This window comes from Micromonospora sp. AMSO1212t (genome assembly GCF_008868145.1).
Classification (GTDB): domain Bacteria; phylum Actinomycetota; class Actinomycetes; order Mycobacteriales; family Micromonosporaceae; genus Micromonospora; species Micromonospora tulbaghiae.
On record NZ_WBKS01000056.1, the window covers coordinates 14,379 to 34,085 of the forward strand.

Below are 19,707 nucleotides of genomic sequence, written 5' to 3' on the forward strand. Positions count from 1 at the left end.
GCACACTGACGCCGTGGACGGCGAAGACGACAAGCGCCCGGTGAACGCGGAGAACCGCACCCCGCGCTCGGCAGTGGTGGTCAACCCGGTGAAGGTGGCCGACCTGGACGAGTTCCGCCGCACCGTGGACGGCGCGCTCGCCGCCGCCGGGTGGCCGGCCCCGGCCTGGTACGAGACGACAGTCGAGGACCCGGGCCGCGGGCAGGCGGAACAGGCCGTCGAGGCGGGCGCGGAGGTCGTCTTCGCCTGCGGCGGCGACGGCACGGTGATGGCCTGCGTGACCGCGCTGGCCGGCACCGACGTGGCACTGGCCGTACTGCCCCAGGGCACCGGCAACCTGCTGGCCGCCAACCTCGGCCTCTCGAACGACCTGGCCGCCGGGCTGGAGGTCGCCGTCGAGCGCGGGATGCGCCGCCTCGACGTCGGCGTGGTCGGCGACAAGTGCTTCGCGGTGATGGCCGGGATGGGCTTCGACGCCCAGATGCTCGACTCCACCTCCGAGACCACGAAGAAGCGGATCGGCTGGCCGGCGTACGTGATGGGCGCCGCCCGGCACCTGCGCGACCGGCCGATGCGGGTCTCGGTGCGCATCGACGGCAAGCCGCCGCTGCGCCGCCGGGCCCGCTCGGTCCTGGTCGCGAACGTCGGGCGGCTCCAGGGCGGGGTACGCCTGCTCACCGACGCCGAGCCGGACGACGGCTGGCTGGACGTGGCGGTGCTGACGCCGCGTACGCTGCGCCACTGGCTCGCCATGGGCTGGGCGGTGCTGCGTCGCCGCGACAGGGTGCCCGGGATGGAGGTGTTCCGGGCCCGCTCGGTCGAGATCACCAGCACCCGGGCGCAGCCCCGCCAGCTCGACGGCGACCTGATCGAGCCGGGCCGGTCGCTGAAGGCCACCATCCGCCCCGAGTCGCTCTGGCTCTGCGTGCCGCGGCCCGAGGAGCACCCCGACCTGGCGGAGGACGCCGACGCGGCCGCCGAGCGTGGTGAGCACCTGGTCGAGGAGGCCCGCCGTGAGTAGCACCAAGCTGGTCCCCGAGACCCGGCTGATGGCCGAGAACGAGCTGTCCGCCGACGACGCCTGGCACACACTGCGCCGGCACGGCGGCTGGTGCCTGCTGCGGGACGCGTTCATCCGGTTCCGCTACGGCGACGGCTTCAGCCACTCCCGGGCGCTGGCGTTGCAGCTCTGCCTGGCGGTGGTGCCGTTCCTGATCGCGCTCACCGGCCTCATCACCGACCTGGGCGTGGACGAGGGCGGCAAGGTCGTCGCCGACACCGTGCTGGCCATCACCCCCGGCCAGAGCGAAGCCATGGTGCAGGACCTGCTGACCGACAGCGAGCGCACCGAGAGCGCCGGTGAGCTGGCGCTGACCCTCGGCCTGCTCACCGGGCTGGTCGCGCTGACCACCACGATGGCGCAGATCGAGCGGGGCGCCAACCGGATCTACGGCGTCGAGCGGGACCGCCCGGCGCTCGCCAAGTACCTGCGCGCCGCGATCCTCGCGTTGGTCGCCGGTGTGCCCGCGCTGGCCGGTTTCCTGATCCTGGTCGGCGGGCGGGCGATGGGCGAGTCGGTCCGGCGGCACTACGAGTGGGGCGACCTCGCCATGGCCGGGTGGGACGTGATCCGCTGGCCGCTGAGCCTCGGCCTGACCGTGCTGGCCGTCGCGGTGCTGTTCCGGCACGCCCCGCGCCGCCGCCAGCCCGGCCTGTCCTGGCTCTTCTTCGGCGCGGCCATCGCCATCGCGATCTGGTGGCTGGCCAGCCTGCTGCTCGCCGCCTACGTGAAGTACAGCGGCGGATTCGGCCAGACCTACGGCGCGCTGACCGGCATGATGGCCCTGTTGCTCTGGGCCAACCTCACCGGGATGGCGCTGTTCGGCGGGCTGGCCTTCGCCGCCCAGCTGGAGGCGATGCGCATCGGGGTGGAGGAGCCCGCCCAGCCGGACCTGTGGGAGCCGGAGGCGCAGCGGGCGGAGCTGTTCGACACCGGTGAGATGACCTCGCTCTGACGCCACGGCCGGTCCGGCGTGGACGCCGCGCCGGTCCGGCGTGTACGGAACACGCCGATCGGGTACAGCGCGCCTCGCAGAGGAACGAGGGAGGTGCGGTGTGACCGCGGTCAAGGAAGCCGGGAGCCGGCCGCTCAGCCATTTCGCGGAGCGGAGCCTCGCGGGCCTGCTCGCCGTGGCCGGTGCGGGAGTCGGGTTCGGCGTGCTGCTCATGCTGGTCCGGTTCCGGTGGAGCCCGCTGGGTGACGCCGACCACGCGGTGGCCGAGTGGTTCAACAACCTCGTGGCCCCGCACGGCCCGCTGGTCACAGTGCTCCAGGCGATCACCGACCTGGGCGGGCGGCCGGTGCTGATCTGGCTGGTCACCATCGCGGTGGTGGGCCTGCTGATCCGCCGCCAGTCCCGGCTCGCGGTCTACCTGATCGTCACCGGTGTCGGCGGGCTGATCCTCGACCCGTCGCTCAAGGCGCTGGTCGGGCGGCTGCGCCCGGTGGTGGACGTGCCGATCGCCAGCGCACCGGGCAACAGCTTCCCCAGTGGTCACGCGCTCGGCTCGTTCGTCGCGTACGGGGCGCTGCTGCTGGTGTTCCTGCCGGCCATGTCGCCGCGCTGGCGCAAGCCCGCCATCGCCGTCGCCGGCGTGCTGATCTTCCTGGTCGGGCTGACCCGGATCGCGCTGGGCGTGCACTTCGTGTCGGACGTGATCGGCGGCTGGCTGCTCGGCGCGGCCTGGCTGGGCGTCACCGCGTACGCCTTCCGGCTGTGGCGGCGCGAGCGCGGCCGGCCCGTGCCGCCGCTGCGTGAGGGCCTGGAGCCGGAGGCGGGCGAGGAGCTGGCGCTCGCGCCGGACGAGGAGAAGGTGCTGGAGCACCCGCGCTCGGCGGTGGCCGAGCTGCTGGTCGGCTGGGTGATCGTCTTCGGTGTGCTCTACGCGTTCGGCATGTTCGTCAGCTACCACGCCAAGGGCACGTTCTTCGACACGCTCGACACCGAGGTGCCGCGCTGGTTCGCCGAGCGGCACACCGACGCGCTCACGGACCTGAGCTGGTGGTGGAGCAAGTTCGGCGACACCCACGCCATCCTGCTGGTCTCGCTGGTGTTCTGCCCGATCGTGCTGGCCGTGTGGCGGCGGTGGCGGCCGGTGCTGTACGTGGTGCTGGCGATGTTCGGCGAGCTGAGCCTGTTCCTGGCCAGCGCCCGGGTGGTGGACCGGCCCCGGCCGCCGGTGGAGAACCTGGACGGGCAGATGCCGACCTCGTCGTTCCCCTCCGGGCACATCGCGGCGACCATCTGCCTCTGGGTGGCGATGGCGGTCATCGTGTTCCCGCGTACCGACAGGTGGTGGCGGTGGCTGTTCGTGGGCATGGCCGTGCTGATGCCGGTGGGCGTGGCCACCTCCCGGATGTACCGGGGCATGCACCACCCGACCGACTTCATGGGCGCGATCCTGCTCGGCGCGCTCTGGCTGTCGCTGCTGTCCTGGGTGATCAAGCCGAACGCCGACGTGTACGAGGGCAACCGGCCGGCGATCGAGTCCGAACAGGTCGACGAGCTGGACGACGAGCTGGCCAAGGCCGCGCGGCCGGACTGAGCCGATGCTGCGGGTGATGACCTGGAACATCCGGACCGGCGGGCGGGACGGCGGCGGCGCCGACCGCCGGGACCGGATCGTCTCGGTCGTCACCGCGCAGCGCCCCGACGTGCTGGCGTTGCAGGAGCTGCGCGGCATGGACGCCACGCTGGGCGGTCTGGCCGACCGGCTCGGGATGGAGGCGCACCTGGCCCGGTCCTGCTTCGGCCAGCCGGTGGCGGTGCTGGTCCGCCCGCCGCTGCGGGTGCTGCGCGCCGGGCGGGTCCGACGCCCGTTCCACCACGCCGCCGCCCGGGCCCAGATCGCCACCGGCGCGGGTCCGCTCACCGTGTTCAGCACTCATCTGAACCCGTACTCCGGTGGGCGGCGGCGGATGGAGGCGGACTGGCTGGCCGCCGCGCTGCGGCGTACCGGGGGAGCGCTGGCTCTGCTGGCCGGTGACCTGAACACGCTGGAGCCCACCGCCGACCACACCGCCCGGCTGGCCGGGCTGGCCACCCCGTACCGGCGGCGGCACCTGCGCCGCGACGGTCGTACCGTGGACACCCGGGCGGTGGCCCGGCTGCTCGACGCCGGGCTGGTGGACCTGTGGCCGCGCTCCGGCGGCGACGAACCGGGCGGCCTGACCGTGCCGACCCGCCACGGCGGCGCCGAGTTCGCCGGGATGCGGCTGGACTACCTGCTCGCCACCCCGGCGCTGGCCGATCGGGTACGCGCGGTGCGGGTGGTCCGCGACGGTGACGCGGACTCGGCCTCCGACCACTATCCGGTGCTGGCCGAGGTGGACCTCACGGCCGGTTGAACGACCCTGCCAGGTCGGCGACCACGAAGGCCGCGAAGATCAGGATGACCGTCTCGCTGACCAGCCAGGAGTGCCTGTCGGTCCAGGAACGGAAGGCGGGGAGCAGCCGCTCCGCGCGCTCGCCGAAGACCAACAGCGTGAGCAGCGGCAGGGCCAGCAGCAGCACGGTGAGCGCCGTGAACGGCAGCAGGTGCCACCACGGTCGGCCGTGCCCGGCCATGCTGCCCGCGACCGACGCCATGACCAGCTGGTCGCTCGGCACGGCGACGGCCAGCAGCAGCCCCAGACCGAAGGCGTACGAGGGCCGCGGGTCCTGCAACCGGCGCAGCCACCCGGGTGGACGGTCGCGCCGCCGCCTGCTGAACGTGACCACCATGAGGACCGCCAGCAGGGCCAGCACGATCCAGTCGATGAGCCGGCGGCTGCCGCCCACCCCGATGCCGTGCACGGCGGTGTGCCGCACCACCCGGAACACGGCGTACCAGAGCGTCAACGGCCCGAGCACCCCCACCGTGACGCCGGCCAGGTAGGCCACGGAGCTGCGGCGCGGGTGGCGGCCGGCGGCGAGGACGACGGCGCTGACGAGCTTCGACCCGGCGACCATCTCCAGCGCCAGCGGCAGCGCGGTCAGCAGGGGCATGCCCCATTCTGGTGTCGCCGCCGCGCGTGCCGGGCCGGGTTCTACAGGACCAGGTTGAGCAGCACCGTCAGCACCACCGAGGCGACGATCGAGAAGAGGATCATCAGCAGGCAGCCGAGCCCGCCTCCGGCGGGCCGGATCTCGGTGTTCCCGATACGCATGGCGTCAACTCCTCGCTGGGGTGGTGAGCAGGTCGTGGACGGCGTCCGCGACCTGGGTCGGTGCGGTGGTGACCACGTTGTGCGCCGCGCCCGGCACGGCCACCGACCGGGCGTCCGGCACCAGCCGGGCGACCTGATCCCGCCAGGCGGCCGGCGCGACCGGGTCGCGGGCGCCGGTCAGCACCAGGGTGGGCGCGGTGATCCGGGTCAGATCCTCCTCGACCGCGTTGCGGACCGAGTGGGACAGCGTGGCGAACACCCGCCACGGCCGGGCGTCGGTCACGTCGCGCAGCAGGATCGGCGCCTGCCACGTCGCCTCCCGCAGTGTGTCCCGCAGCCACCGGCCGACCAGACCGCGCCGGGACCGGGCGGCCGGGTCGCTGGTCGGGCCGGCCAGCACCAGGGCGCGGACCAGGCCCGGGTGACGGGCGGCGAGCGCGGCGGCGACCTCCGCGCCGAAGGAGTGGCCGAGCAGGCAGACCGGACCCAGCCGGTACGCGTCGAGCCAGTCGACCAGGAACGCCACGTGCCGGTCCACGTCGTACGCGGCGGCGGGGCGTTCGGTCAGCCCGAAGCCGGGCAGGTCCGGCACGTACACCGGCCCGCGCGGCGCAAGCGCGACGGCCAGCGGGGTGAGGTAGCGGTGCGACACGGCCAGGCCGTGCACCAGCACCATCGGCGGTCCGTCCCCGCCCGGGCCGGCGGAGCGGCGGGTGTGCGCCCGCAGCCCGCCGACCTGCCGGAACTCGCTGGTCAGCCCGGCGGCCGGCCGGGGCGCGGCGAGCGCCAGGCGCAGCTCGGCGGGGCCGAAGCGCCCCGGCGGGGACGGCGCGACGGTCACAGCTCGCGCAGCCGGGGCAGCAGCTCCTCCTGGGCCCAGTCGAGGAACATCGGCTGGGTGCCGCCGCCCACCTGGATCAGCGCGACGTGGGTGAAGCCCGCGTCGACGAACTTCTTGAACGCCTCCACGTGCCGGTCGGTGTCCGGGCCGCAGGAGATGCCCTCGGCCACGTCCTCCTCCCGGACGAACTGGGTGGCCGCCTCGAACGACTCCGGGCCGGGCAGGTCGGCGTTGACCTTCCAGCCCAGGCCGAACCAGCGGAACTGGTCGTGCACGATCTTGCGGCACTCGTCCTCGTCCGGGCCGTAGCAGATGGCCACCTGCCCGTAGCGGGGGCGGCCCGCGCCGCCCGCCTCCTCGTACATGTCGATCAGGTGGGACAGCGGGTCGGTGGCGATCATGGCGTCGGCGTACTCGGCGGCCAGCGTCGCCGACTGCCGCCCGGAGGCGGCCACCGCCATCGGCACCGGCCGCTCGGGGCGGTCCCAGACGTACGCGTCGGGCACGTCGAAGTGGTTGCCGGAGAACGTCAGCGTCTCGCCGTTGAGCAGCGGACGGATGATCTGCAACGCCTCCTCGAACATCTCGTGCCGCTGCTGCACGTGCGGCCATCCGCCCACCACGTGCTCGTTGAGGTTCTCCCCGGCGCCCAGACCCAGCGTGAACCGGCCGTCGGAGAGCACGCCGATGGTGCTGGCCTTCTGCGCCACCACCGCCGGGTGGTACCGCCGGATCGGGCAGGTCACGAACGACATCAGCTCGGCCCGGCTGGTGGCGTGCGCGACGGCGCCGAGCACCGACCAGGCGTACGGGGAGTGGCCCTGGGACTCCAGCCAGGGGTAGTAGTGGTCGGACATGACCAGATGGTCGAAGCCGGCGGCCTCGGCGCGTACGGCGTGGTCGACCAGTTCCTTCGGGCCGGCCTGCTCGCACATGAGGGTGTAACCGACGTTGACCATGGCACGTCTCCTTCCCGGGCGGATCGTCCCCGGATACCCCGCCCGGCGCGGGTCAACCCTGACTGTCCGCTTCCGCGCCGATTCTTAACCGGTTCAGTTCGCGCGGCCGGTCAACCGTCACCGCGTACCGGCCGAAACCGCTTAACCGGTTGCCTCGTGCCTTCCATCGCCCTACGCTGATGCCTGCGTCCGTTCGGGAACCGGGCGGCGGCTACCGGGCTCAGCCGCCACCACCTCGTCACCGTCACCGCACCCCCGCTCGGGCACGGGGGAGACCTTCCCCTGAGGACAGCCATGAAGAAACTGCTCTCCGTCGCGGGCGCCGCCCTGCTGACGGCCCTCGCCGCCGTCTTCGCCCTCGGGCAGCCGGCCCACGCCGCCACCGGGTTCTCCGTCTCCGAGGGGCGGCTCTACGACGCCAACGGCGTCGAGTTCGTGATGCGCGGGGTCAACCACGCGCACACCTGGTACCCGCAGCAGACCAGCTCGTTCGCCGGCATCAAGGCGCTGGGCGCGAACACCGTCCGGGTGGTGCTGGCCAGCGGCGACCGCTGGACGAAGAACAGCGCCGCCGACGTGGCGAACGTGATCTCGCTGTGCAAGGCCAACCGGCTGATCTGCGTGCTGGAGGTGCACGACACCACCGGGTACGGCGAGGAGGGCGCCGCCGCCACGCTGGCAAAGGCCACCGACTACTGGCTGAGCATCGCCGACGTGCTCAAGGGCCAGGAGAAGTACGTCATCGTCAACATCGGCAACGAGCCGTTCGGCAACCAGGGCTACAGCGCCTGGACCACCGACACCTCGAACGCGATCAAGCGGCTGCGCGCCGCCGGCCTGACCCACACGATCATGGTGGACGCGCCGAACTGGGGCCAGGACTGGTCGTTCACCATGCGCGACAACGCCGGCACCGTGTTCGCCGCCGACCCGCAGCGCAACACCGTCTTCTCCATCCACATGTACGGCGTGTTCGACACCGCCGCCGAGATCAGCGACTACCTGGGCCGGTTCCGTACCGCCGGGCTGCCGATCGTGGTCGGCGAGTTCGGCTTCAACCACTCCGACGGCAACCCGGACGAGGACGCCATCATGGCGTACAGCCAGGCCAACGGCATCGGCTACCTCGGCTGGTCGTGGAGCGGCAACGGCGGCGGCGTGGAGTACCTGGACATGACCACCGCGTTCAACCCGGCGCAGCTCACGAGCTGGGGTCAGCGGATCTTCAACGGCGCCAACGGCATCGCGGCCACCTCCCGCGAGGCGTCGGTGTACGCCGGCAGCACCCCGACCCCGACCACCAGCCCCACCCGCAGCCCGAGCCCGACGCCGACGCCGACTGGCAGCCCCAGCCCGACGCCGCCGCCGACCACCACGCCCCCGCCGTCCGGTGGCTGCACCGCCACCTACACCGTGAGCAACTCGTGGCAGGGCGGCTTCCAGGGCGAGGTCAAGGTGACCGCCGGAGCCGCGGCGATCACGGGCTGGACGGTGCGCTGGACGTACGCGAACGGCCAGTCCGTCACCCAGGCGTGGAACGCGAGCGTCAGCAACAGCGGGTCGGCGTACACCGCCCGCAACGTCGACTACAACGGCCGCCTCGGCGCGGGCGCGAGCACCAGCTTCGGCTTCATCGGCACCTGGCAGGGCACCAACTCCACCCCCGCGGTGACCTGCACCCCCGCCTGACCCGCACCCCCTGGTGGCGTGATCAAGGAGTTTGTGTCCCGATCGGACCTCGACGGAGACACAAACTCCTTGATCACCGGGGTGGGTCGGGCGGTCAGGCGGCGGTCACCTCCAGCAGGAGCGCCTGCTCGGGGTGCAGGGCGGGTAGTTGCAGGCCGACCGACCCCAGCACCGAACCGCTCACCGTGATCCCGTCGCCCGGCCAGGCCAGCCAGCCGGGCGGGGAGAGCTCCAGCAGTGCGGGCTCCGGCACCCCGGCGGGCGGGCGCACGAGGTAGCGCCGCTCCGGGTCCAGCCCTGGCAGCCGGACCGCGCCCGGCACCTGTGCCACCGAGGTGGCCACCCGGCTGACCGCGTACACCGCGTGCGAGCGGTCGCGGGCGACGACGCCGTGGGCCTGCACGGCCGGGTCCGGGTGGTCGACCCGGACCACCCGGCCGGTGTGCAGCAGCGGGCGCAGCCGCTTGTGCAGCGCCACCCAGGCGGTGAGTTCCGCCCGCTCGGTCGCGTCGATCGCGGTGATGTCCCACTCGATGCCGTGGTGGCCGAACAGCGCGGTGACCGCGCGGAACCCGAGGTCGTGTACGCGGCGCGTGGTGTGCGAGCGCTCCGGCCCGATGTGCGTGCCGATCAGCTCGGGCGGCAGCAGCAGGCCGGTCCAGCGCTGGATGGACAGCCGCTCCAGCGCGTCGTTGCAGTCGCTGGCCCAGACCCGGTCGGTACGGCCAAGGATCTCCAGGTCGACCCGCGCGCCGCCGGAGGAGCAGCTCTCGATCTCGACGTCCGGGTGCCGGGCGCGCAGCTCGTCCAGCAGCCGGTAGACCGCGAGGGTCTGCGCGTGCACCCCCGGCCGCCCGGCGTGCCCGGCCTCGGTCAGGTCGCGGTTGTGGTCCCACTTCAGGTACGCGATCCCGTCGTGCTCGCTCAGCACCGCGTCGAGCCGCCCGAGCAGGTACGCGTACGCGTCCGGGGCGGCCAGGTCGAGCACCTGCTGGTGCCGCCACGGTGGCGGCAGCCGGCCCGGCGCCTGGAGCACCCAGTCGGGGTGGGCGCGGAACAGGTCGGAGTCGGGGTTGACCATCTCCGGTTCCACCCACAGCCCGAACTGCATGCCGTGCCCGCGTACGTGGTCGATCAGCGGCTGCAACCCGGCCGGCCAGACCTCGCCGTCGACCCACCAGTCGCCGAGTCCGGCCTGGTCGTGCCGCCGGCCGCGGAACCAGCCGTCGTCGAGCACGAAGCGTTCCACGCCGACCTCGGCGGCCGCGTCGGCGAGCGCCCGCAGCCGGTCCAGGTCGTGGTCGAAGTAGACCGCCTCCCACACGTTCAGCGTCACCGGCCGGGGTGTGCCCGGGTGCGACGGGCGGGCTCGCAGGTGCGTGTGCAGGGCGTCGCTGAGCCCGTCCAGCCCGTCGGCCGAGTGCGCCGCGTACAGCAGGGGAGTCGCGTACTCGTCGCCCGGCCCCAGCACGATCTCACCCGGTGCGAGCAGCTCACCGCCGCCGAGTGTGGACTCGCCGGTCGGGCGGCGCTCGGCGGCCGTGACGTGGTCGCCGCTCCACGCGGTGTGCACCGCCCACACCTCGCCGTGCCGGAAGCCGAACCCGGCCGTGCCCGCGACCAGCAGCAGCGTGGCGTCGTGGCCGGTGCGACCGTGCCGCCCCTCGCGTACCCACGCGCCCATCGGCCACGGATGCCGCTGCGGCGCGCGCTCCCGGCACCACCGGCCGGTCAGGTCGAGCAGCTCGGTGGCGACCGCCGGCACCGGCAGCACCGGCGTCAGCTCCCGCAACTCGTACCGCCCGTCGCCGTCGTTGCGCAGCCGGTGCCGCAGCGTGAGCACTCCCGCCGCGTCCAGCGTGATCTCGACGGTCAGGCTCAACCCCGCGCCCGGGTCCGTCGCCCGCACCGTCACCCGTGCGACGCCGGCCCCGTCGCGGTTCCGCTCCTCATCGGGTACGCGCACCGCGTCCCCGCCTCCGGCCACGCCGCCCGGAGCGGGCGTGCCCGGCGCGTCGCCGTGCGGGGACGCCGCGTCGCGCACGTCGAGGTCGGCCAGGCGGAACGCGGTCGACCAGTCCCGGCCGTCGCGGTGACCGGCGAGACCGGGCCGCCCGCTCCACCCGGCGCTCGCCTCGGGCAGCAGCGACAGCACTGTGGGCGCGTCGAAGCTGCTCGGCACGACGGGTGGCACGGTGGCGTCGACGAGCGCGGGCAGATCCCCGTCGGGCAGTGGGCCGAGGTCGGCGCCCCAGTGCACGACTCGGGGCAGCCCCGGACCGCGTGCGTCGAGCACCAGGCTGGTCCGCGCGCGGCGCAGGTGGACGATCGTCATCCCTTGGAGGCTCCCAGCGTCAGACCCCGGACGAACTGCTTCTGGAGCAGGAAGAAGATCACCAGGGTGGGGATCGCGACCAGCACCGAACCGGCCGAGACCAGGTTGTTGTCGGTGAAGAACTCGCCGCGCAGGTTGTTCAGCGAGCTGGTGACCGGGAACTTGTCGCCGGTCCGCATGAGCACTGTGGCCCAGAAGAACTCGTTGTAGATCCAGGTCACCTCCAGCGTGGCCAGCGCGGCGAGCGCGGGGCGGCACAGCGGCATCGTCACCTGCCAGTACTGCCGCCACACGTTCGCCCCGTCCACCATCGCGGCCTCGTACAGCTCGTGCGGCAGCGCCTTCATGTAGTTGCTGAGCACGAACACGCAGAAGCCGCACTGGAACGCGACGTTGACCAGGATCAGCCCCCAGTAGCTGTCGTAGAGCAGCTCCGAGTCGCTCATCCAGGCCGGCAGCGGGACCTCGGTGAACATCCGGAACAGCGGGATGAGCAGCGCCTGCTGCGGCAGCAGGTTCGCGGCGGTGAACAGGCCGAGCAGCGCGATGTTGAGCTTCCAGCTGAACCGGGCGATCACGAACGCCACGCAGGAGGCGAGGAACAGCGTGAGCAGCACCGCCGGGACGGTGATGTACGCCGAGTTGAGGAAGTGCTTGCCGAACTCGGCGGTACGCCAGGCGGTGACGTAGTTGTCGATCGTCCAGCCGCCGAGCGACACGTAGCCGTTGGCGGCCGTGTACTCGTAGGAGCGGAACGAGGTGAGCACCGCCCAGAGGATGGGGAACAGCCAGCCCACGGCGACCGTACCCAGGAACAGGTGCAGGACGACCCGGGCGGGCCGCACGGGGCGGCGGCGGCCGGCGGAGACGGCGGTCATCGCTTGTCCTCCCGCATCACGGTCCAGAGGTAGATGGTGATGAAGACCAGCGACACGGCCAGCATGATCGTCGCCAGCGCGGAGCCGAAGCCGATCCGGCTGGCCTCGCCCACCACGTTCTGGGTGACCAGCGCGGAGATCAGCTCCAGTCCGTTGCGGCCCTTGTTGATGACCCAGACCAGGTCGAACGCGCGCAGCGACTCGATCACCGTCACCACCAGCACGATGATGTTGATCGGTCGCATCACCGGGAAGACGACCCGGAAGAACGTGCTGGTCTCCGACGATCCGTCCACCGCTGCGGCTTCCCGCAGCGACGGGTCGACGCCCTTGAGGCCGGCCAGGTAGAGCAGCATGATGTAGCCGACGTGCCGCCAACCGGCCGCCACCAGCACGGCCCAGATGTTGACGTTCGGGTCGCCGTACCAGTCGGTCTCGCCGCCGAACACGCCGTTGAGCAGGCCCTGGTCGCGGCTGTAGATGAGCTGCCAGATGAAGCCGATGAGCGCCAGCGACAGCACCACCGGCAGGTAGAGCGCGGTCTGGTAGAAGCGGCTGCCGCGCAGTTCCTTGTCCAGCAGCACGGCGAGGAACATGCCGATCGGGGTGGCCACCACGAACAGCGCGGCCAGCCAGAGCAGGTTGTTCTGCACGGCGGGGACGAACGGCGGGTAGATGTTCACCACGTCGTCGTAGTTCTTGGCCCCGACCCACTCGATCTCGCTGATCGGGCCGATGCCGTCCCAGTTCGTGCCGGACAGCAGCACCGTCGCCACCGCGGGCAGCCAGACCAGTCCGGTGACGAGCAACAGGGGTACCAGCACCATCAGCGTGACCACCACGCGGTCGGTGCGGGACAGGAGCCGTAGCCGGCGACCGCGACCACCGTTCGTGGTGGTCGCGGCCGGCGGCGGCACGGCGCGATCCGCTTGGATCAGGGGCAGGTCGGACATGATGTCCTTCCCCCTTCCGCCGTCAGCTGGTGAAGATCGACTTCTTCTGGTTCTCGACGCTCGTGAGCAGCCCGCTGATGTCCTTCGGGTCCTTGATGAACTGCTGCAACGCCGGGATCATCACGGTGGAGGCGAAGTCCGGCCGGGTGTCGCGGTCGAGGAACTGGGCGATCTCGGTGGCGGAGCCGACCAGCTCGGCGGCCTTCTTCTGCAGCGCGGTGTAGGCGCCGGTGTCCGCGCCGCTGTTGGCGACGAGCGTGCTCGGGTCGTTCTTGACGGTGATGTCCGCCGCCTCCTTCGAGCCCAGGTACGTCAGCAGCTTCTGCGCCGCGTCCTTGGACTTCGGCTTGCGGGCCATCATGTAGCCGTCGATCGGGGCGTCCAGCGCCTTCGCGCCGATCGTGGAGTCGACCTCGGGGAAGGTGAAGAAGTCCAGGTCCTCCAGGTCCGCGCCGCTGAACTGCTGGCCGACGAACAGGCCGAGCAGGTACATGCCGCTCTTCTTCTGCTGCAACGACTGGGCGGCCTCCTGCCAGGTGCGGCCGAGCGAGTCCGGCTGGTGCAGGGGGAGCAGCCCGGCCCAGGTGTCGAAGACCTTCTTCACCTTGTCGGAGGTCCACGCCTCCTTGCCGGCCATCAGGTCGATGTGGAACTGGTAGCCGTTGATCCGCAGGTTGAGGATGTCGAACGTGCCCATCGCCGGCCAGCCGTCCTTGTCGGCGAACGCGATCGGGTTCAGCCCGTCCTTCTTCATCTGCGCGCCGAGCGTGTTCAGGTCGTCGAGGGTCTTGGGCACCTCGTAGCCGCGCTGCTGCCACACCGACTTGCGGTAGAAGACCGCCCACGGGTAGTACGACGCGGGCACGAAGTACTGCTTGCCGTCGTCGCCGGTGGACGCCTTCTTGAACGCGTCGGAGTAGCCGTCGAGCTTGCCCCACACGTCGCTGAGGTCGCCGGCCAGGCCCTTGGCGGCGAAGAAGCGCATCCGGTAGCCGGCGAACCAGGTGAACACGTCGTCCGGCTTGCCCTGCAGGTAGTTGTTGATGTTCTCCTGGAACGTGTTGTGGTCGACCGTGTTGATGTCGACCGTCACGCCGGAGGACGTCTTGAAGCCGTCCATCACCTTCGCGACGACGTCCTTGGGCTTCGGGTCCGACTGGTTCGAGCCGAGGGAGACGTTCTTGGCGTCGCCGCCGGATCCGGAGTCGGAGTCGCCGCAGCCGGCGAGCAGACCGGTGCCGAGCAGCGCCCCCGCGCCGGCCGCGCCGGCGAGCAGCGAGCGCCGGTTCAGGCCGGCGACGGACGGGGGCACGAGCCGGGCGAGGTATTCGGCTTGCGAGCGGGGACGGGACATGGTGCCTCCTGCGTGGAAGAGGTGCGCTGCGCTCATGGACCGTGATCGGTGGCGGGGAGCGGTGTTCGTGTCGGCCGTGGCAGATCCACCGAGAATCCACACGTCCGAACAGAAACAGCCGGTGGCGCTTGAAGCTACCCCTTGGCGCGGCGCTGTCAAGAGGGCAAAAAGGCGACGCCGTTGCCGCTGAGGCAGGGCAAAGGGCCGGTAAACGTTGGAACTTCAGTCGATGTTGGAAAGTGTTGACTTGGGTGCTGTTCGGGGGCAACCTCTGCTGTCATGCGGAACTGGCACGGCGAGGGCATCTGGTACGGCGCGGACTACAACCCGGAGCAGTGGCCCGAGCAGACGTGGGCCGAGGACGTCGAACTCATGCGACGCGCCGGGGTCAACCTGGTCTCCGTCGGCATCTTCTCCTGGGCCCTGCTGCAGCCCGCCCCCGAGCGGTACGTCTTCGACTGGCTCGACCGGGCGATCGACATGCTGCACGACGGCGGCATCAGCGTCGACCTGGCCACCGCCACCGCCAGCCCGCCGCCGTGGCTGGCGCACCGGCACCCGGAGACGCTGCCCCGCCGGGCCGACGGCACGGTGCTGTGGCCCGGCGGCCGGCAGGCGTACTGCCCCAGCTCGCCGGTGTTCCGGGACCACTCGCTCGCCCTGGTCGAGGCCGTCGCCCGCCGGTACGCGCGCCACCCCGCCGTGGTGCTCTGGCACGTCTCCAACGAACTCGGCTGCCACAACGTGCACTGCTACTGCGACGTCAGCGCCGAGGCGTTCCGCGGCTGGCTGCGCGAGCGCTACGGCGACCTGGACTCGCTCAACGCGGCCTGGGGCACCGCGTTCTGGAGCCAGCGCTACCACGACTGGGCGGAGATCAACCCGCCGCGTACCGCCCCGACGTTCGCGAACCCGACCCAGCAGCTGGACTTCCTGCGGTTCTCCTCCGACGAGCAGCGCGCCCAGCTCCGCGCCGAGCGGGAGCTGCTGAACCGGCTCGTCCCGCAGCCGGTCACCACGAACTTCATGATCGGCACCGGCATCAAATACCTGGACTACCACTCCTGGTCCTCCGACGTGGACGTGGTCGCCAACGACCACTACCTCAACGCCGCCGACCCGCAGCCGCAGGTCAACCTCGCCCTCGCGGCCGACCACACCCGGGGCGTCGCCGGTGGTGCGCCGTGGCTGCTGATGGAGCACTCCACCAGCGCGGTCAACTGGCAGCCCCGCAACGTGGCCAAGACGCCCGGCCAGATGCGCCGCAACAGCCTCGCCCACGTCGCGCGCGGCGCCGACGGAGTGCTGTTCTTCCAGTGGCGGGCCTCCCGGGCCGGCGCGGAGAAGTTCCACTCCGCGCTGGTGCCGCACGCCGGGCCGGACACCAAGGTGTTCCACGAGGTCTGCCGGCTCGGCGCCGACCTGCGCGCGCTCGCGGAGGTACGCGGCAGCCGCGTCGACGCCGACGTGGCGATCCTGTTCGACTACGAGGCGTGGTGGGGCGCCGAACTCGACTCCCACCCGAGCGTCGACGTCACGTACACCGACCGGCTGTCCGCGCTGCACGCCGCGCTGTGGCGGGCCGGGATCACCGCCGACGTGGTGCACCCGTCGGCCGACCTGTCCCGCTACCGGCTCGTCCTCGCGCCCACGCTCTATCTCGTCCGCGACGCCGACGCCGACGCGCTGCGCCGGTTCGTGGAGGCCGGCGGCACCGCCGTGGTCACCTACTTCAGCGGCATCGTCGACGAGCACGACCACATCCGGCTCGGCGGCTACCCCGGCGCGTTCCGCGACCTGCTCGGCGTACGCGTCGAGGAGTTCTTCCCGCTGCGCGACGGCGAGACGGTACGCCTCGACGACGGCGCGCGCGCCGACGTGTGGACCGAGTGGCTGCACGCCGAGGGCGCCGAGGTGCTGGCCGCGTACACCGACGGGCCGCTGCCCGGCGTGCCGGCGCTGACCCGCAACGCCGTCGCCGCGGGCGCCGCCTGGTACGTCGGCACCCGGCTCGACGACGACGCCACCGACCGGCTGGTGGCCCGGCTGCTCGCCGAGACCGCCGTGCGCCCGCCGGTCGACGCGCCGGCCGGGGTGGAGGTGGTCCGCCGCCGCTCGGCGGACCGGAGCTGGCTGTTCGTGGTCAACCACACCACCGAGCCGGCCCGGCTGCCGGTCAGCGGCGTCGAGCTGCTCGGCGGCGCCCGCTGCGACGGCGAGCTGGAGGTGCCGGCGGGCGAGGTGGCGGTGGTCCGCGAGGAACCCGCGCCGGTGCCCGCGACCGCCTGACCGGTACGTTGCCGTTCGCGCCGAGGAGGTTCCCATGCTCGCCCAGCAACGGCAGAGCGCCATCCTGGAGTTGATCCGCCAGCGCGGCGGCGTCCGGGTCAGTCACCTGGTCAGCCGCTTCGGGGTGTCCGACATGACGATCCGCCGCGACCTGGAGGTGCTGGCCGACCGCGGCCTCATCGACAAGGTGCACGGCGGCGCGACGCTGGCCGGTCCCGGCTCCACCGAGGAGCCCGGCTTCGCCGCCAAGTCGGTCCGCCAGCAGGCCGAGAAACGCGCCATCGTGGAGCGCGCCGCCGGGCTGGTCGAGCCGGGGATGGCCGTCGCGCTCTCCGCCGGCACCACCACCGCCGCGCTGGCTGCCCGGCTGGCCGAGGTACGCGGGCTGACAGTGGTCACCAACTCCATCCCGGTGGCCGACGCGCTCTACCAGAACCCCCGCGCCGACCAGACCGTGGTGCTGACCGGCGGCATCCGTACCCCGTCGGACGCGCTGACCGGCCCGGTCGCCGAGGCGGCCATCGCCGCGCTCAACGTCGACCTGCTCTTCCTCGGCGTGCACGGGATGAGTCCGCGCACCGGTTTCACCACGCCCAACCTGCTGGAGGCAGCGGTGAACCGGCGGCTGATCGGTTCAGCCCGGCGGCTCGTGGTGCTCGCCGACCACACCAAGTGGGAGACCATCGGCATCGCCACCATCGCCCCGCTGGAGGAGGCCGACGTGCTGATCACCGACGCCGGCCTGTCCCCGGAGGCCCGCCGGCAGCTCGGCGAGCAGGTGGGCGAGCTGACTGTGGTACGAGCGGACTGAGACCCGGCGTGCCTCACAGACACTTCTCAGCCCCGCCGTCTAGGGTGCCCTGACGAAGCGCCCGACGGTCCATGTCGGAGCGCCGTTCAGCGGGAGTGACCGATGGTCTTCAAGAAGATGTTGAGCGCGTTCGGCGTGGGTGGCCCGAGCGTCGACACGGTGCTCACCAACCCGAACACCCGACCCGGACTGGCCCTGGACGGTCACGTCAACCTGGTCGGTGGCGACAGCCCGGCACGGATCGAGCACATCAGCCTCGGCCTGGTCACCCGCGTCGAGATCGAGAGCGGCGACCACGACTACGCGGGCGTCATGGAGTTCCACCGGATGCCGGTCAGCGGCGCCTTCGAACTGGCCCCGAAGCAGCAGCTGTCCATCCCGTTCCAGATGCCGGTGCCGTGGGAGACCCCGATCACCGACGTGTACGGCCAGCGCCTGCGCGGCATGACGATGGGCCTGCGTACCGAGCTCGCGGTGGCCCGCGCGGTCGACAAGTCGGACCTGGACCAGGTGTCGGTGCATCCGCTGCCGGTCCACGAGCGGATCCTGGAGGCGTTCCAGGCGCTCGGCTTCCGGTTCAAGCACGCCGACCTGGAGCGCGGGCACATCTACGGCGTGCCGCAGACGCTGCCGTTCTACCAGGAGATCGAGTTCTTCGCCGCGCCGCAGTACGCGCAGACGGTCACCGAGGTCGAGCTGACGTTCGTGACCAGCCAGCAGGGCGTCGAGGTGATCCTGGAGTGCGACAAGCGCGGCGGCTTCCTCAGCGCCGGGCACGACGTCGTCGGGCGGTACTCGGTCCCGCACACCGACGCCGCCCGTACCGACTGGGTGCAGGTCGTGGACGGCTGGCTGCGGGAGACCACCGGCCGTTACGGCAGCCTGCGGGCACAGGGCTTCGGCATGCCGCACGGTGGCCACGGCTACCCGGGCCACCACGGACACGGGCGGCGCGGTCCGGGCATGGGCGGCGTGGTCGCGGGTGCCGCGCTGGGCGTCGCCGGGGGCATGATCGCCGGTGAGATGCTCGGGGACGCGTTCGACGGCGGCGGCGACGACTCCGGGGACTTCGGCGAGGAGTGAGCACACGCGACGACGCCCCCGGGACGGATCCCGGGGGCGTCGCCGTACGCGTGGCGCGTCAGCGCTTGCCTCGACGCTCCTCGCCGGAGCGGCGCGCGCTGCCCGCCTTCGACAGACCACGGCTGACCAGGTACGCGCCGGTCAGCGCGGTCAGGTACCACCAGGCCTGGTTCGGGTTGTTGATGTTCAGGCCGTTGGCGGTGGTGCCCTTCCAGAACGCGGCGATCGCGACCACCGCGACAGCGGCGGCGTACACCCAGAACTCGGTGGTCAGGAACGCCTGCTTCGTCTCCGTACCGGGGGACGGCATGTTCTCCCGGTGACCGTTGTGCATCGACGCCATCTGCTGGGTCGACGTGTCCTGCATGTTCGACCGGTTCTGCACGTCGGACATCGGCCGGTTGGCCGGCCTGGTGGATGCAGCCTGCGTGCTCATCTGGTCCTCCTCAGGATTTGATGAGTCGTACCTGCATACCCTCGCCCCGCTACCGCAGGTCGGCCACGGCACGGTTCGCGCTCTGTGGCGGGGGCACCCTGGGTCTACCCCTCGCCGGAGGCAAGGTAACCGCCGGTCGCCATCTGATGGCCGCCGTGCCCCCGAATCCGGCATCCGGGCACGTACCGGTCCTCCCGGTGCTGGTTCCGGTTTCAGCCACCCACCGTCGGGCACGCAACACCGATACCCCGAGAGCTGCGAGGTGGTTGACGTGCGTGAGGACGACATGCGGCAGGACGCCGCCCGGCGGGCCGAGCAGCGGGTCGCCGGAGGCGTGTACGGCGAGGGCGCTCTGGACGAGGTCACTGTGCCGCAGACCGACGTGGAGCGGATGCGGCAGGAACTCGACCCGGACGACCCGGCGGACGTGCCCGTCGACCCGACGGTGCTGCGCGACGGCGGACCGACCCGGGGTCAGGGCGCGGTGACCACGACCGGTGGTACGGCGGGACCGGCCAGTGTGCGCCGCCTGGCCCGCCAGCCGGAGAAGCACCGGGGCAAGGTGGCGCCCACGACGACCGGTGACGCCGGTACGGGTGGCATGAGCACCCCGGCCGGCGGCTCCACGAGCGACAACGCGTCCACGGGTGCCCAGGTGGGCGACTTCACCAACAACCGCCCCAACCCAGGCTGACCGGGGCAGAACGACGGAGGGGGCGGCACCCATGCCGCCCCCTCCACTGGCCTCTGCTCGCCTCCACTCGCCTCTACTCGCCGATCTTGCACTTGACCCGTCGATCATGAAGTTGACGGCGGTTTTGGAGATCCACATCGCCGCCAACTTCATGATCGACGGGTCAAGTGCAAGAT

17 protein-coding genes are annotated in these 19,707 nt (G+C 71.9%); 9 read left to right on the forward strand and 8 right to left on the reverse strand.

What is annotated here, in order from left to right; translation table 11 throughout:
* The first annotated feature begins 13 nt into the window (after positions 1–13).
* The 4 genes from F8279_RS16200 to F8279_RS16215 all read left to right on the forward strand — a co-directional run bounded on the left by F8279_RS16200 (position 14) and on the right by F8279_RS16215 (position 4,408).
* A complete protein-coding gene (locus F8279_RS16200) occupies positions 14–1,021 on the forward strand; it encodes a diacylglycerol kinase family protein (RefSeq protein ID WP_091427704.1) in 1,008 nt (335 codons plus the stop codon).
* On the forward strand, positions 1,014–2,015 hold the full coding sequence (locus tag F8279_RS16205) for a YihY/virulence factor BrkB family protein (RefSeq protein ID WP_091427705.1): 1,002 nt from the start codon (positions 1,014–1,016) through the stop codon (positions 2,013–2,015). The genes F8279_RS16200 and F8279_RS16205 overlap by 8 nt, the downstream gene beginning before the upstream one ends.
* A gap of 100 nt (positions 2,016–2,115) precedes the next feature.
* A complete protein-coding gene (locus F8279_RS16210; protein WP_151500390.1) occupies positions 2,116–3,606 on the forward strand; it encodes a phosphatase PAP2 family protein in 1,491 nt (496 codons plus the stop codon).
* Between the two features lie 4 nt (positions 3,607–3,610).
* Positions 3,611–4,408, forward strand: coding sequence for an endonuclease/exonuclease/phosphatase family protein (locus F8279_RS16215; RefSeq protein ID WP_091427708.1), 798 nt, complete (start codon positions 3,611–3,613; stop codon positions 4,406–4,408).
* Here F8279_RS16215 and F8279_RS16220 read toward each other — a convergent pair.
* The 3 genes from F8279_RS16220 to F8279_RS16230 form a co-directional block, all read right to left on the reverse strand.
* A complete protein-coding gene (locus F8279_RS16220) occupies positions 4,395–5,048 on the reverse strand; it encodes a GAP family protein (RefSeq protein ID WP_151500391.1) in 654 nt (217 codons plus the stop codon). The genes F8279_RS16215 and F8279_RS16220 overlap by 14 nt on opposite strands.
* 165 nt (positions 5,049–5,213) lie before the next feature.
* A complete protein-coding gene (locus F8279_RS16225) occupies positions 5,214–6,050 on the reverse strand; it encodes an alpha/beta fold hydrolase (protein ID WP_151500392.1) in 837 nt (278 codons plus the stop codon).
* Positions 6,047–7,009, reverse strand: coding sequence for a TIGR03557 family F420-dependent LLM class oxidoreductase (locus F8279_RS16230; protein WP_091427712.1), 963 nt, complete (start codon positions 7,007–7,009; stop codon positions 6,047–6,049). The genes F8279_RS16225 and F8279_RS16230 overlap by 4 nt, the downstream gene beginning before the upstream one ends.
* A gap of 294 nt (positions 7,010–7,303) precedes the next feature.
* Between F8279_RS16230 and F8279_RS16235 the strand changes: the two genes are divergently transcribed.
* Entirely contained in the window at positions 7,304–8,698 is a 1,395-nt protein-coding gene (locus F8279_RS16235) for a cellulase family glycosylhydrolase (RefSeq protein WP_151500393.1), read from the forward strand.
* A 94-nt stretch (positions 8,699–8,792) separates the two neighbouring features.
* Here the strand turns inward: F8279_RS16235 and F8279_RS16240 are convergent, their stop codons facing one another.
* From F8279_RS16240 to F8279_RS16255, 4 genes are read right to left on the reverse strand one after another with little or no spacing between them, the layout of a single operon-like run.
* The gene (locus F8279_RS16240; protein ID WP_151500394.1) at positions 8,793–11,033 is read right to left on the reverse strand and encodes an alpha-galactosidase; all 2,241 of its coding nucleotides are present in this window, start codon (positions 11,031–11,033) and stop codon (positions 8,793–8,795) included.
* Positions 11,030–11,911, reverse strand: coding sequence for a carbohydrate ABC transporter permease (locus tag F8279_RS16245; RefSeq protein WP_151500395.1), 882 nt, complete (start codon positions 11,909–11,911; stop codon positions 11,030–11,032). The genes F8279_RS16240 and F8279_RS16245 overlap by 4 nt, the downstream gene beginning before the upstream one ends.
* Positions 11,908–12,864 (reverse strand): carbohydrate ABC transporter permease, encoded by a 957-nt coding sequence (locus tag F8279_RS16250; RefSeq protein WP_091427718.1) that lies wholly within the window; start codon positions 12,862–12,864, stop codon positions 11,908–11,910. Before F8279_RS16250 ends, F8279_RS16245 begins: the two co-directional genes overlap by 4 nt.
* A 22-nt stretch (positions 12,865–12,886) precedes the next feature.
* Positions 12,887–14,218, reverse strand: coding sequence for an ABC transporter substrate-binding protein (locus tag F8279_RS16255; protein ID WP_151500396.1), 1,332 nt, complete (start codon positions 14,216–14,218; stop codon positions 12,887–12,889).
* A gap of 279 nt (positions 14,219–14,497) precedes the next feature.
* Here F8279_RS16255 and F8279_RS16260 point away from each other — a divergent pair, with 279 nt between their 5' ends.
* The 3 genes from F8279_RS16260 to F8279_RS16270 all read left to right on the forward strand — a co-directional run bounded on the left by F8279_RS16260 (position 14,498) and on the right by F8279_RS16270 (position 18,401).
* A complete protein-coding gene (locus F8279_RS16260) occupies positions 14,498–16,507 on the forward strand; it encodes a beta-galactosidase (protein ID WP_151500397.1) in 2,010 nt (669 codons plus the stop codon).
* Positions 16,508–16,541: 34 nt separating this feature from the next.
* Positions 16,542–17,318, forward strand: coding sequence for a DeoR/GlpR family DNA-binding transcription regulator (locus F8279_RS16265; RefSeq protein WP_151500398.1), 777 nt, complete (start codon positions 16,542–16,544; stop codon positions 17,316–17,318).
* A 102-nt stretch (positions 17,319–17,420) separates the two neighbouring features.
* On the forward strand, positions 17,421–18,401 hold the full coding sequence (locus F8279_RS16270; protein ID WP_151500399.1) for a sporulation protein: 981 nt from the start codon (positions 17,421–17,423) through the stop codon (positions 18,399–18,401).
* Positions 18,402–18,459: 58 nt separating this feature from the next.
* On the opposite strand, the gene F8279_RS16275 is transcribed toward F8279_RS16270, so the two are convergent.
* Positions 18,460–18,837, reverse strand: coding sequence for a hypothetical protein (locus F8279_RS16275; protein WP_151500400.1), 378 nt, complete (start codon positions 18,835–18,837; stop codon positions 18,460–18,462).
* Between the two features lie 271 nt (positions 18,838–19,108).
* Between F8279_RS16275 and F8279_RS16280 the strand changes: the two genes are divergently transcribed.
* Positions 19,109–19,531 carry a hypothetical protein gene (locus F8279_RS16280; protein WP_192580707.1) on the forward strand — a complete coding sequence of 141 codons (423 nt, stop codon included), beginning with the start codon at positions 19,109–19,111 and terminating at the stop codon, positions 19,529–19,531.
* Positions 19,532–19,707: the final 176 nt, after the last annotated feature.